This is a genomic window from Microbacterium paludicola (assembly GCF_015235415.1).
Classification (GTDB): Bacteria; Actinomycetota; Actinomycetes; order Actinomycetales; family Microbacteriaceae; genus Microbacterium; species Microbacterium paludicola.
On record NZ_JADGLL010000035.1, the window covers coordinates 1 to 12773 of the forward strand.

10 protein-coding genes and 1 pseudogene are annotated in these 12773 nt (G+C 69.4%); 4 read left to right on the forward strand and 7 right to left on the reverse strand.

Annotation, left to right across the window (positions count from 1 at the left end):
• Positions 1-189: 189 nt before the first annotated feature.
• Positions 190-981, reverse strand: a complete 792-nt coding sequence (gene istB / locus IR155_RS12190; RefSeq protein ID WP_135115101.1) for an IS21-like element helper ATPase IstB — start codon at positions 979-981, stop codon at positions 190-192.
• Positions 981-2178, reverse strand: a pseudogene (gene istA, locus IR155_RS12195) (IS21 family transposase). Before istA ends, istB begins: the two are co-directional and overlap by 1 nt.
• A 625-nt stretch (positions 2179-2803) precedes the next feature.
• Here istA and IR155_RS12200 point away from each other — a divergent pair.
• Together IR155_RS12200 and IR155_RS12205 are read left to right on the forward strand one after the other, a co-directional pair.
• The gene (locus tag IR155_RS12200; protein WP_167760777.1) at positions 2804-3337 is read left to right on the forward strand and encodes an NADPH-dependent FMN reductase; all 534 of its coding nucleotides are present in this window, start codon (positions 2804-2806) and stop codon (positions 3335-3337) included.
• A 31-nt stretch (positions 3338-3368) separates the two neighbouring features.
• The gene (locus IR155_RS12205; protein ID WP_135115102.1) at positions 3369-3893 is read left to right on the forward strand and encodes a flavin reductase family protein; all 525 of its coding nucleotides are present in this window, start codon (positions 3369-3371) and stop codon (positions 3891-3893) included.
• 102 nt (positions 3894-3995) lie between these two features.
• Here the strand turns inward: IR155_RS12205 and IR155_RS12210 are convergent, their stop codons facing one another.
• The 5 genes from IR155_RS12210 to IR155_RS12230 form a co-directional block, all read right to left on the reverse strand.
• Entirely contained in the window at positions 3996-4997 is a 1002-nt protein-coding gene (locus IR155_RS12210) for an oligopeptide/dipeptide ABC transporter ATP-binding protein (protein ID WP_135115103.1), read from the reverse strand.
• Complete coding sequence (locus IR155_RS12215; protein WP_135115104.1) at positions 4994-6112, reverse strand: ABC transporter ATP-binding protein; 1119 nt, start codon at positions 6110-6112, stop codon at positions 4994-4996. Before IR155_RS12215 ends, IR155_RS12210 begins: the two co-directional genes overlap by 4 nt.
• 1 nt (position 6113) lies before the next feature.
• Positions 6114-7133, reverse strand: a complete 1020-nt coding sequence (locus IR155_RS12220; protein WP_135115105.1) for an ABC transporter permease — start codon at positions 7131-7133, stop codon at positions 6114-6116.
• Complete coding sequence (locus tag IR155_RS12225) at positions 7130-8005, reverse strand: ABC transporter permease (RefSeq protein ID WP_135115106.1); 876 nt, start codon at positions 8003-8005, stop codon at positions 7130-7132. Before IR155_RS12225 ends, IR155_RS12220 begins: the two co-directional genes overlap by 4 nt.
• Positions 8006-8087: 82 nt before the next feature.
• Positions 8088-9719: an ABC transporter substrate-binding protein gene (locus IR155_RS12230; RefSeq protein WP_167760778.1), complete on the reverse strand. Its 1632-nt coding sequence runs from the start codon at positions 9717-9719 to the stop codon at positions 8088-8090.
• Positions 9720-9993: 274 nt separating this feature from the next.
• Here IR155_RS12230 and IR155_RS12235 point away from each other — a divergent pair, with 274 nt between their 5' ends.
• Both IR155_RS12235 and IR155_RS12240 read left to right on the forward strand, forming a co-directional pair.
• Positions 9994-11367, forward strand: a complete 1374-nt coding sequence (locus IR155_RS12235) for an NtaA/DmoA family FMN-dependent monooxygenase (RefSeq protein ID WP_135115108.1) — start codon at positions 9994-9996, stop codon at positions 11365-11367.
• Between the two features lie 13 nt (positions 11368-11380).
• The gene (locus IR155_RS12240; RefSeq protein ID WP_135115109.1) at positions 11381-12769 is read left to right on the forward strand and encodes an NtaA/DmoA family FMN-dependent monooxygenase; all 1389 of its coding nucleotides are present in this window, start codon (positions 11381-11383) and stop codon (positions 12767-12769) included.
• The last annotated feature ends 4 nt before the right edge of the window (positions 12770-12773 follow it).

Consider the following 12773-nt stretch of genomic DNA (forward strand, 5'->3'; position numbering starts at 1 on the left):
CGTGGTCAGGTCCGGGGTCGCGAATGTAGCGTTGATCACCGTCGAGGTCTTCTTGAGATGGCGAGCGTAGGAACTTCCATCTTCCGGGAGACCTCGACGCCTACCCGGCCACCGCGACGCTCAGACCTGTCGGCGGCGCTCGAATTCTGAACGGTTCCGGCGTTCGAAAAGTGAACGGTTGCGGGCAGTTTAGTCAGCCGGGTCGGTGATGTCGGGGCGGGTGCTGGGGAGGCTGTCGAGGCCGTGGCCTCTGAGCCGGTAGCTGGCGCCTTTGAGGGTGATGACGTCGGCGTGGTGGACGATGCGGTCGATCATCGCGGCGGCGACGACCTGGTCGCCGAACACGGTGCCCCAGCCGGAGAACGGCAGGTTAGACGTCAGGATCAGCGACGCGTGTTCGTAGCGGGATGAGACGAGTTGGAAGAACAGGTTCGCGGAGTCCTGCTCGAACGGGAGGTAGCCGACCTCGTCGACGATGATCAGCCCGTAACGCCGCAGCCGTGCGAGCTCCTGCTCGAGGCGACCTTGGCGGTGGGCGTCGGAGAGGCGGGTGACCCATTCGGTGGCGGTGGCGAACAGGACCCGGTGTCCTTGTTGGGCGGCGATGACGCCGAGCGCGGTGGCGAGATGGGTCTTTCCCGTGCCGGGAGGGCCGAGCAGGACGACGTTGCGCGCCTCGTGCAGGAACGCCCCCGACGCGAGCTGCGCGACCTGCTGCCGGACGGTCGGTTGCTGGTCCCAGTCGAAGTCTTCGATGGTCTTGACTGCGGGGAACCCGGCGGCGCGGATCCGCAGCCGGGCGCCGGAGGCGTTGCGGGCGGACACTTCGCGTTCGAGGACGGCGGCGAGGTAGTCCTCGAACGACCAGCTCGCCGTTCTGGCCTGCTCGGCGAGACGCTCGGCGGCTTCGAGGATCCGCGGCGCCTTCAACGCCCCGGCGAGGTAGGTGAGCTGCTTGACCGCCTCGGTCTGCTTCGCCATCAGAGCGTCCCTCCGATGCCGAACGCGCGGTCGTAGTCCGCGAGGTCCCGGGTGAGGTCGTCCCCGACGGCGACCGGACGTGGGGTGCGGAACTGTTCCCGCAACGTCTTCGCGACCGCGAGGTGGGCGGGTTCGGTGATCGTCATCCCGCGCGCCCAAGCCCGCTCGTGCTCGGCGACCAGGTGCCCGTCGAGGCGGACTCTGACGCGGTCGAGGTCCGCGCTGACATCGACGAGCCGGCCGACGGCTCGCGGGTCGACGGAGTAGTCGTTCGTGTCGACGCGGACGTAGTAGTCCCGCCCCAACCGGACCCGGTTGCGCCAACCCAAGTGCAACGGGACCGGCGGCAACGGCAGCATGCCCGCCCGATCGACCTCGATGCGTGCCGCCGGGGACGCGCGAAGTGTGCGGACGGTGCGGGCGTTCGCGCGGTCGACCCAGTCAGCGAACTGGGCGTTGAAGTCCGCCGGGGAAGCGAACGTCCGGCCCGGCATGAACGATGTCTCGAACCAGCCGTTGCGGCGCTCGACGATCCCCTTGGACTCCGGATCCCGCGGCGGCAGCAGCACCAGCTTCGCCGCCAGCGTTCCCATGAACGACGCGACGCCCTCCGCGCGGCGCTGCCCGCGGCCGATGCCGGGCTCGTTGTCCCAGATGAACCGGCGCGGGACAGCGCCGATCTGCTGCAGCAGCTCCCAGGTGCCCAGCAGCAGATCCTCCGTCTTGCGCGTCGGGATCATCCGGCCGGCGATGAACCTGGAGTGCGCGGCGGTGATCACCAGCACCGGCAGCAGCTTCGCCGTCCCGTCCTCCAGCGGGATCTTCCGCGGCGGGAACCAGAGATCACACTGCGCCGCATCCCCGGGCTCCCAGACGAGACGGTCGGCGGGGTCGACGCGGCGCTGCTCGGGTCGCCAGCCGCTTCACGTTGTCGCGGAACCAGCGGATCGAGCCGGACCAGCCGACCCGCTCCGCCAGCACCGTCGCCGGCATGTCCGGAGTCTCACGCAACAGCTCCTTCACACGTTCCTCGAACGGCGTGAACGACGTCGCCGCCGGTGTCCGTTCGTATTTCGGCGGCGAATCAGACGCCAGCGCGGCGTAGACGGTCGTTCGCGACACTGCCAGCCGCTTCGCGATCGCCGCCTTCGAGACGCCCTCCGCAGCGAGCCTGCGGATCAGTGCCCAGTCCTCCAAAGTGATCACACTCCAATCGTTGAGTGTTCACTTTTCGAGCGCCGTTACTGTCCAGTTTTCGAGCGCCGACGACAAGACCGCTACACGCTCAAATGCGATGAGCCCCCATTATCGCTCAGATCATCGGCATCGCCTGGCTTGCAGTCGGCTTCATCATCGTCCTCGCTCAGGGCAAGAAGCCGTTCGACCCGCTGACGGCAGGCGCACCGGAGGAAGACCACTCGACAGCGTCGGCATGACTCATGTCGGCGATAGCTCGCCGCGCCCGACAGCTGGCCGTCCCACTCAATCTCCGCGGAAGGACTGCATGAAGCATGATGTCGCGGAGTGTCATAACGACCTGCCCAGAGCCGGTACTCGGTTCTCGCAGGTGTAGACGCGGCCGGCGGGTTCCCCGCCGGGTGGGCTCGAGGTGGCTCGAGGCGCGCTCTCCTGACGAGAGGCACGAAACGATACACGCGTGTAACACGGCATGCGGCAGACTGGGCGATGCAGCGTAAGCCGTTGCGGGCACCACGGGCCACAAGACCCCGGAGGTGTGTGGAGAGTCGGTTGCTCCACGTCCAGACGGCGTTGTGCGACCGCTTCTCCGATCTTTGACAATCGGCAGATAAGTGAGAAGTGGATGTCCCTGAAGGTCACCGTCGTGGTCGGCAATCCCAAGCCGCAGTCACGCACCCGCAAGGTCGCCGAGCTGCTCGTCGAGAAGCTCCTCGCACCCGGCTACGAGCTCGAGGTCATCGACCTCGCGGATCACACGGACGAGATCTTCGCCTGGCCCTCGGAGAAGCTGGCGGCGCTGAACGCGTCCGTCGCCGAGTCCGATCTGGTGCTGTTCGCGTCGCCGACGTACAAGGCGACGTACACAGGCCTGCTCAAGGCCTTCCTCGACCGCTACCCGGCCAACGGGCTGGCGGGCGTGACGGCGATCCCGGTGCACACGGGGGCGGACTTCACGCACGCCATGGGCCCGACGGTGACCCTCGCTCCGCTGCTCGCGGAACTGGGGGCAATCGTGCCGGGACGCGGCTTCTATCTGGCCCTGAGCCAGATGGAGCAACTGGACGAGGTCGTCGAGCAGGCGGCGCGCGAGTACGCGACGAACTTCGCGCGCCTCGCCCTCGTGGCCCAGGGCACGACATCCCCCGCTCACTCCTGACCGGCTGACCAACCCGCTGAGAGGAGTGAACATGCAAACCGTTGCGCCCACCACTACAGAGATCGATGCCCGCCGCTTCCGTGACGTCCTGGGCCATTACGCGTCCGGTATCACGATCGTCACCGGTCACGACGGCGATGAGCCCATCGGCTTCACCTGCCAGTCGTTCTACAGCGTCTCCGTCGACCCGCCGCTGGTGTCCTTCAGCGTCATGAAGACGTCGACCACCTACCCGAGGATCGCGCCGACCGGCCGGTTCGCGGTCAACGTGCTCTCGCGCGATCAGACGGACGTGTCCGCCCAGTTCGCCCGCAAGGGCACCGACAAGTGGGCGGGCATCGACTGGTCGCCCGCCGCATCCGGGAACCCCGTGATCGCCGAGACCCTGATGTGGGTCGACTGCGAGCTGTGGGCCGAGCACGACGCCGGCGACCACCTGATCGTCATCGGCAAGGTCACCGAGCTCAGCCCCGAGCGGTGGCACGACGGCGAGCCCCTGCTCTTCTTCAAGGGCCGCTACCGCCACCTCCGCGAGATCGACCAGGCGGCGATCTGACCGCCGGATGAGAGGGGCGGTGCCATCCACAGATGGCACCGCCCCTCTCATCGTGCGTGATCGCGGGCGGCCGCGACCCCAGAACGCGACCGCCCGCGGGTCTCAGGGCCGCAGCTCCGCGGGATAGTGGCACGCCGCGCGGTGTCCATCCGTCGCCAACGGCTGAAGCCCGGGCGCCTCGGTCCGGCACTTCTCGCGGTCCCTGCCGACGGGGCAGCGCGGCGCGAAAGGGCAGCCCTGGTCCGGCCGACGGGCCTGCGGTTCCCCCGCGAGCGTGATGCGGCGCTTCCGATCGGCCGCGCGGGGATCGGGCGCCGCGGAGAACAGCGCGACCGTGTAGGGGTGCTGCGGGTTCGCGAACAGCTCCTCGGCAGGCGCCTCCTCCACGACCTGGCCGAGATAGAGCACGAGGACCCGGTCGGCGAAGTACTCGGCCACCGCGAGATCGTGCGCGATGAAGACGTACGTCAGCCCGAGCGCCTTCTGCTCCTTCTTGAGGAGGTTCAGCACCTGCGCCTGCACGGACACGTCGAGGGCGGAGATCGGCTCATCCAGCACGGTGATGTCCGGGCGCAGCACGATCGCGCGCGCGATCGCCACCCGCTGACGCTGACCGCCGGAGAGCTGGCTCGGCACGCGCTGCCAGAAGTCCTCTCCGAGGCCGAGCGCCTGCAGCACCTCCCTGGCCCGCTCCCTGCGCTCCCCGCGGTCCCCCACGCGGTGTGTCCTGAGCGGCTGCTCCACGATCTCGAGCACGGTCATCCGCGGATCCAGCGATCCGAACGGATCCTGGAACACCATCTGGAACCGCCGGCGCAGGCGCCGCAGGGCCCGACCCCGCGCCGCCGACAGCTCGGTTCCGCCGAGCGTAACGGACCCCTCGGAGATGCCGCCGAGCCGCATGATGGCGCGCGCCAGCGTCGACTTTCCGCAGCCGGACTCACCCACGATCCCGAGCGTCTCCCCCGGCAGCACCTGGAAGCTCACGTCCTTGAGCACGCGGTAGCCGTCCGCCCGGCGGCTGTAGGTCTTCCCGAGCCCGTCGACGACCAGGACGGGATCGCGCTCCGTGGCCGTCTCCCGCTGCGCGGTCTCGATCGTCATCGTGCGTCCTCCCTGGTCGCCGGAGCGGAGCGGATGTCCCCGATCTCGGCCGACAGAGCCGCGCGGACCTCCTCGTCGCTCGCGGCACGGACCGCGCGGACCTCCTCCGCGCGATGGCACTCGACGACCTGCGGGGCGGAACCGGCGGACACGTCGCGCGGCTCCGGTCGCTCGGCGCGGCAGTGATCGGTCGCCCAGGCGCAGCGCGGCGAGAACGCGCATCCGCCGGGCATCCGCGACATGGCAGGCGGCGCACCGGGGATCCAGGCGAGCTCCTCGCCGCGGTCCCGGCCGGGGAGGGGCAGCGAGTCCAGCAGCGCGACCGTGTACGGGTGCGCGCTCGCGCCGAACAGGCCGGACGCCTCGATCTGCTCGACCGCGCGGCCGGCGTACATCACGACGACGCGATCGCAGAACTCGGCGATCACGCCGATGTCGTGGCTGACCAGGACGACCGCGATGCCCCGCTCGCGGGACAGCGTGTCGAGCAGCTCAAGCACCTGGGCCTGCGTCGTCACGTCGAGCGCCGTCGTGGGTTCATCCGCGATCAGCACGGCCGGGTCGTTCGCGATGGCGATCGCGATGAGCACCCGCTGGCGCATGCCGCCCGAGTACTCGTGGGGATACTGCCCGAGCCTGCGGGCCGGCTCGGGGACGCCGACGGCGTTCAGCAGCTCGATCGCCCTCGCGCGCACCTTCGCGCGTGACAGACCGCGCGAGTGCGCGCGGATCGCCTCGCCGATCTGGCTGCCGATGGACTTGACCGGATCGAGCGCGCTGAGCGGATCCTGGAACACGAGCGACATGCTCTTGCCGCGCAGGCGATCCAGCTCGCGCTCGCGCAGCCCCGAGATCTCCCGCCCGGCGACGGAGACGGAGCCGCCGGTGACCGCCCCTCCGGCCGGGAGCAGCCCCATCGCGGCGAGCGCGAGCGTCGACTTCCCGGATCCCGACTCGCCGACGATCCCGACCTTCTCGCCCGGCGCGACGGTGAGCGTCACGCCGCGCACGGTGAGCGTCGTGCCGTAGCTGACCTGCACGTCGTCGAGCGCGAGCACCGCACGTGGTGCCGCGTTCGGACCCGCCGTCCCCGATGCGGCGATTTCCTGCGCCATGTCAGGCCCCCTGTCTCTGAACCCGCAGCCGCGGGTCGACCAGCTCGAGGATGAAGTCGGTGACGAGATTCGCGCCGACGTAGATGAACGCGCTGAGCAGGATGAAGACCTGCACGATGCCGAAGTCCTGCCGCTGGATGCCCTCAACCAGCACTCGCCCGATCCCGGGCCAGTCGAACGTCTGCTCGATGAGCACGCTGCTGGTGATCAGCGTCGCGAGGATCACGCCGCCGGACGTGATGGTCGGCAGAAGCGCGTTGTGCACGACGTGTCGCGTGTGCGCCGACCAGCGCGACTTGCCCTTGCTGCGCACGACCACGACGAACGACGCGCTCATGACATCGAGCTGATTGGCGGTCAGCAGCCGCACGAGGAACGCCCAGGGCACCGCCCCGAGTGCGATGGCGGGCAGGACCAGGTGCGCGAGCGCATCCGACAGCACGACGAGGTCGCCGGCGAGCAGCGCGTCGATCGTGTACAGCCCCGTCACGAAGGGCGGCGGGGCGAGCCACCGCGAGAGCCGACCCTCGGGCCCGGGCAGGACCCCCGCGTTCACGGCGAAGACGAGGATCAGGACCAGCGCGAGCCAGAACGGCGGGGTGCCCAGCCCGACGAGCGCGAGCGTCTTGGACAGCCCCGCAGCCCACGAGCGCAAATAGGTCGCCAGCGTCGCGACGACCAGCGCCCCGGCGACCGCGAAGACGAACGCGAAGATCGCGAGCTCGAGGGTGGCCGGCAGGCGCATGCTGATCACGGTCGCCACGTCCGCGCCGTTGCTGTAGGAGAAGCCCCACTGACCGGTGAGGAACCCGCCGATGTACGACGCGTACTGCTGGAAGATCGGCTGTTCGACCCCGAGCTGCACGCGCATCGCCTCGACGGCCGCGTCGCTCGCGAGCGGCCCCACGATGAGCCGCGCCGGATCGCCGGGCAGCATGCGCAGGATCACGAAGGACAGGACCGAGGCGAGCACGAGGGTCAGCAGCGCGCCGCCGATCTGGAGCCCGATGCGCTTGATCATGCGCGACCCGCCCGCCGCGCGCCGATCAGGGCCGGGAGCCGGTCGGCGAGGAGGTTCACCCCGACCACCATGATCAGCAGCGCGAGGCCTGGGAACACGCCGATCCACCACTGCCCGCTGAGCGCATTCTGCAGCCCTTCGGTGATCATCGCGCCCCATTCCGGCGTCGGCGGCTGCGCGCCGAGGCCCACGAAGCTGAGGCCGGCGAGCGTCAGCACGACATTGCCGAAGTTCGCCGCCATCTGCACGATCAGGGTCGTCGACACGTAGGGGACGACGTGACGGACGGCGATCACCGCGACCGGGACGCCGATCGTGCGCGCGGCCTCGACGAAGGGCTCCGAGACGCTGCGCCGCGCCTCGGCGCGGAGAGTGCGGGCGAACACGGGCACCACCGTGACGATGATCGCCGCGATCGCGGTCTGTAGGCTCGCGCCCGCCGCCATCGAGATCGCCAGCGCCAGGAGGAACTGCGGGAAGGCGAGGACGGCGTCGGCGAGCCGCATGAGCACCGCGTCCAGCCAGCGGGGCCCGAGCCCGCACAGCAGCGCCACCAGCAGGCCGAGACCGCCGCCGATCGCGACCGCGATCAGGCCGCTCAGGAATGCGATGCCGGTGCCGACCGCGACGCGCGCGAACACGTCGCGCCCCTGCGCGTCCGCTCCGAACCAGTGCGACGGCCCCGGGGCCTGCAGCGCCTCCGCCACGCTCACCTTGATCGCACGGTCCTGCGCGAACAGCCCGTACACGGCGAGCGCGACGCACGCGATGAAGATCGCGGCGGCGAGCAGCGCCTGGCCGTCGACGCCCGCGCGCGGACCGCGCGACACCGGCGCACCGCGTGGAGCCACCGCCTGCGTGATGGAGCTCATGATCTCGACCTTCCTGGGGACGGGAGCCGTCGACCGGCTGCCCGGTCGACGGCTCCCTCGTTGCACAAGGGGATGGGCGCCGTCAGCCGACGGCCCAGAACCGCATGTCCGTGGTCGGGCTCCACCGGTACTGGAAGCCGGACGCCATCACGACGGCGGTGCCGTCGAGGTACAGCGGCACCTTGGGCGACTCCGCCACCCAGTTCTCCTGCAGCTGCGACAGGGCGGCGTCGCGGTCCTCCTCGCTCAGGGCGCCGCGCGCCTCTGCGAGGAGCTCCGAGTTGCCTTCCACGCAGATCCGGCCGGTGTTCCACGCCGAATCGCAGACCTCGTCGTACTGCAGGTAGTACCCGGCGCCGAAGATCGCGGGGCCGTCCAGGCGCAGCGCAGAAGGCGCGGTGAGGCCGTAGACGGCCTCTCCCCACTCGGCCTCGCTCATGGCCTTGACCTCCAGGTCGATGCCGATCTCGGACAGCGCACCCTGCAGGATCGTGGCGATGGAGCTCTGTGTCGGGTCGGACGACAGGATGTCCAGCTCGACCGTGACGGGCAGCTCGACGCCGCTCTCCTCCGCCAGCTGCTTCGCCTTGTCGAGGTCGTACGTGCGCGCACCGGCCACGGAGTCGTCGTATCCGGGCATGGTCGGCGGGATCGGACCGTAGTACAGCTGGCCGTATCCCTGGAGGACGTTGTCGAGGATGTCCTGGTACGGGATCGCGTACGTCACCGCCTCACGCAGCTTCGCGTTGTCCCACGGCGCGGTGTCGTTCGGCATCAGGAACTGCATGTTGGCGGTCGCGTAGCTCGTGACGACCTTCAGCTCGCCCTTGTCCTCGATCGCCTTGGCCGAGGTCTTCGTCAGTCCCTGCGCGATGTCGAGCGTGCCGTTCTCGATCTGCAGCTGCATGGCCGAGTCGGACTGGATCCAGTTGACGTTGATGACCTCAGAGGCGCCGGGCTCACCCTGGAAGTCGGGGTCCCGCGTCAGCACCGCACGCGTGCCGGGCTCGTATTCGGTCAGTCGGTACGGGCCGGAGCCGGCCTCGTTCGTCGTGAGCCATTCGTTCGGCAGCGCCTCCGCGACACCGCCGTTCGCCTCGACGAGCGACGGGTCCACGATGGACGCGGCGCTGGTGGCCATCGCGAGCAGGAAGTCGGGGTCCGGGTGGTCGAGGTCGATCTCGACGGTCGCGTCGTCGACCGCCGTGATCTCCTGGATCAACAGCGGGTCGGTGTACAGGTCGTTGATGATCGCCTGTCCACAGCCGGCAATCGTGTTCGCGCGCTCGAGCGAGTACTTGACCGCCTCCGCGTCCATGGGCTCGCCGCTGGGGAAGGTCCATCCCTCGTTGAGATGGAACGTGTAGGTGAGGCCGTCGTCGCTGACGTCCCAGCTGGAGGCGAAGTACGGCTCGACGACGGTCGGGTCGACCTCTTCGGTGTCATCCGGGCCGTCCTTGACGCCGTTCTGCACCAGCTGCACGTACAGCGCCGACGTCAGCCGGGCGTCGTCGAGCGTGCATCCGGAAGCCGGGTCGAGCGTCGTCGGCGCGACGGTGAAGCCGACGTTGATCGCGCCGTCCGCGGTGCTCTCGCCGCCCGGCTCCGGCGGCGGCGCGGTGCAGGCCGTGAGCATGACGGCGGCGGTGACGAACGCGAGCGCGGCGAGTGAAGCCGAGGTCCGGCGTGAGCGGTGCGCGAGCAGGACGGACATGGTGAGACCCCCGGGATCTGAGTGGAGGAGCGGGTGAGCCGCAATATTACACATCACACGTAACCCACACAGGTTGCGTCATCAACCTTTTACGCCCGCGAAACAGCGAACCAGGGGGCCCGCGTGATCACGGCCCGGCCGGGATCAGCACGACACATTCGTCGCAGGACTCTGTAACCCTCCCGCAATATTGCGTGTGACATACTACCGATAGTCCCGGGCGTCGCGGCTCCCTCGCACGCCCCTTCCACTCCTCGAAAGGCCGTTCCAGGACATGTCGACTCCGCCGCGGATGATGTTCAACGCGTTCGTCCAGCTCACGCCCGGTCATCACTTCGAGGGCCTCTGGCGCTCGCCATGGGGCCAGGAGAACCCGTATGACGAGCTGGACACGTGGATCGGCATCGCGAAGCGGATCGAGGCGGCGAAGTTCGACGGCCTCTTCATCGCGGACACGATGGGTCTCTACGGCGCCTGGGGCGGTGATCACCGAGCCCATGCCGAGGGCGCGATCTCGTTCCCCGAGGACGACGCCATCATCATGGCCGCGGCCCTGGCCGCCGTCACGGAGAACCTGTCGCTCGGGTTCACGAGCGCCCTCATCCAGAACTACCCGTTCGAGTTCGCGCGCCTCGCATCGACGGTGGACCGCGTCACCAAGGGCCGCGCGGCATGGAACATCGTGCCCGGCTCGACGCTGAGCTCCCACCGCAACGTCGGCATCGACGAGGTCCCCTCGAACGCCGATCGCTACGCGCGCGCCGAGGAGTACCTCGACGTCGTCTTCTCCCTCTGGGAGGGCTCGTGGGCTCTCGACGCGGTCGTCAAGGACGCCGAGCGCGGCGTCTACGCGGACCCCTCCAAGATCTTCCGCATCAACCACGCCAGCGAGCGCTTCAAGGTCACCGGCCCCCACATGAACGAGCCCACGCCGCAGCGCGTGCCGTTCCTCTACACGGCGGGCGTCTCGTCCAACTCCGTCCGCCTCGCCGCCAAGTACGCGGAGGCCATGCTGATGCAGGTGCGCACGCCGCAGGATGCCGCCGGGATGGTCAAGGACCTCGGCACGTACGCGCGAGAGTACGGGCGCCGTGCCGAGGACATCAAGGTCATCCAGGCCCTGCACTTCGTCGTCGGCTCGACCGAGGAGGAGGCCAAGCGCAAGTGGGAGGAGAACAAGGAGTACATCAACCCCCGCGGCACCCTCGTCGAATCCGCCGGCATCCTCGGCATGGACCTGTCCGGCTACGACCTGGACGAGGAGGTCGACATCTCGTCCGCACCCGGCTTCCACGGGATCTTCGGAGAGGCGACCCTCGGCAAGGGACGCACGACGGCCACGCCGCGCGAGATCGCCGCGGCCGCGGCCGTGCCGCCCGTGGTCGGCACGCCCGAGCAGATCGCGGACGTGATCGAGCAGTGGCGCGACGCGGGCGTGACCGGCATCAACGTCGGGGACTACCTGTTCAGCCGCGCGTACGTCGACTTCGCCGACCACGTCATGCCGGAGCTTCAGAAGCGCGGGATCGCGCAACGCGAGTACGCACCGGGGACGGTGCGCGAGAAGGTCTTCGGGGACGGCCCATTCCTCAACGAGCGTCACCCGGCCGCCAAGCTCCGCGGCGCCTTCACCGACGCCATCGGCTGACAGGGGTCGACGCATGGTCACGACAGGCGCCGCATCGCGGCCCCGGATGATCTTCAACGCCTTCACCCAGATCACGCCCAGTCACCACTACGAGGGGCTGTGGCGCACACCGTGGGGCCAGGCGTCGCCGATCGACTCGATGCAGACCTGGCTCGATGTCGCGAAGACGATCGAGGCCGCGAAGTTCGACGGTCTGTTCATCGCCGATGGCCTGGGGCTGATGGCGCCGTTCGGCGGCAGCCACCGGGCGCACGCGGAAGGCGCGAACAACTTCCCGAACGGCGACGCCCTCATCGTCGCGGCAGCGCTCGCGGGCGTCACCGAGCACATCTCGCTCGGGTTCACGAGCTCACTGATCCAGGCACATCCGTTCGAGCTCGCCCGGCTCGCCTCGACGCTCGACCAGCTCACGGGCGGCCGCGTCGCGTGGAACATCGTGCCCTCGGGGCTGGAGAACAGCTTCCGCAACATGAACTTCGACCAGATGCCGACGTACGAGGAGCGATACGCCCGCGCGGACGAGTACCTGAAGGTCGTCTTCTCGCTGTGGGAGGGATCCTGGGAGATGGACGCGGTCGTCAGGGACGCGGCGAGAGGCATCTACGCGGACGCGTCCAAGATCTACCGGATCAACCACCGGGGCCCGCTCTACTCGGTGCAGGGGCCGCATCTGTCCGCGCCCAGCCCGCAGCGCGTGCCGTTCCTCTACACCGCGGGCATGTCCCCGCGGTCCCTGCGCCTGGCCGCGCAGCACGCCGAGGCGCTGCTGATCATGACCCGCACGCCCGAGGACGCAGCCCAGCTCGTCGCGCAGCTCGACGCGCTGCTGCCCGAATACGGGCGCCGCCCCGGCGACGTCAAGGTGATCCAGCTGCTCCGCTTCGTCGTGGGCTCCACCGAGGCCGAGGCGAAGCGGCGGCACGAGGAGATCCTCGAGTACGTGAACCCGCGCGGTCACGTCGTCGAGTCGGGCGGCATCCTCGGCATGGACCTCGGCTACTACGACCTGGACGAGGAGATCGACATCTCGCACGCACCGGGGGCCAAGGGCATCTTCGGCGCGGCGAGCGGCGCCGAAGGCAGGACGACGGCCACGCCGCGCCAGATCGCCGCGGCGACCGACATCCCCCCGACCGTGGGGACGCCGGAGCAGATCGCGGACGTGATCGAGCGGTGGCAGGACGCCGGGGTCTCCGGCATCAACGTGGCCGACGCCATGTTCCACCGATACTTCACCGACTTCGCGGAGCAGGTCATGCCGGAGCTGCGGCGGCGCGGCATGGCGCAGCGCGAGTACGCCCCCGGGACGTTCCGCGACAAGGTCTTCGGCGAGGGCCCGCACCTTCCCGACCGCCACCCGGCCGCCGCGTACCGCGGCGCCTTCACCGACAGCATCGGCTGAGCAA

What these genes read in the sequence shown, in the direction of transcription:
- istB (WP_135115101.1), bottom strand. Translation starts at nt 981, where the DNA reads ATGGCGAAGCAGACCGAGGCGGTCAAGCAGCTCACCTACCTCGCCGGG.
- IR155_RS12200 (WP_167760777.1), top strand. Translation starts at nt 2,804, where the DNA reads ATGTCCCTGAAGGTCACCGTCGTGGTCGGCAATCCCAAGCCGCAGTCA.
- IR155_RS12205 (WP_135115102.1), top strand. Translation starts at nt 3,369, where the DNA reads ATGCAAACCGTTGCGCCCACCACTACAGAGATCGATGCCCGCCGCTTC.
- IR155_RS12210 (WP_135115103.1), bottom strand. Translation starts at nt 4,997, where the DNA reads ATGACGATCGAGACCGCGCAGCGGGAGACGGCCACGGAGCGCGATCCC.
- IR155_RS12215 (WP_135115104.1), bottom strand. Translation starts at nt 6,112, where the DNA reads ATGGCGCAGGAAATCGCCGCATCGGGGACGGCGGGTCCGAACGCGGCA.
- IR155_RS12220 (WP_135115105.1), bottom strand. Translation starts at nt 7,133, where the DNA reads ATGATCAAGCGCATCGGGCTCCAGATCGGCGGCGCGCTGCTGACCCTC.
- IR155_RS12225 (WP_135115106.1), bottom strand. Translation starts at nt 8,005, where the DNA reads ATGAGCTCCATCACGCAGGCGGTGGCTCCACGCGGTGCGCCGGTGTCG.
- IR155_RS12230 (WP_167760778.1), bottom strand. Translation starts at nt 9,719, where the DNA reads ATGTCCGTCCTGCTCGCGCACCGCTCACGCCGGACCTCGGCTTCACTC.
- IR155_RS12235 (WP_135115108.1), top strand. Translation starts at nt 9,994, where the DNA reads ATGTCGACTCCGCCGCGGATGATGTTCAACGCGTTCGTCCAGCTCACG.
- IR155_RS12240 (WP_135115109.1), top strand. Translation starts at nt 11,381, where the DNA reads ATGGTCACGACAGGCGCCGCATCGCGGCCCCGGATGATCTTCAACGCC.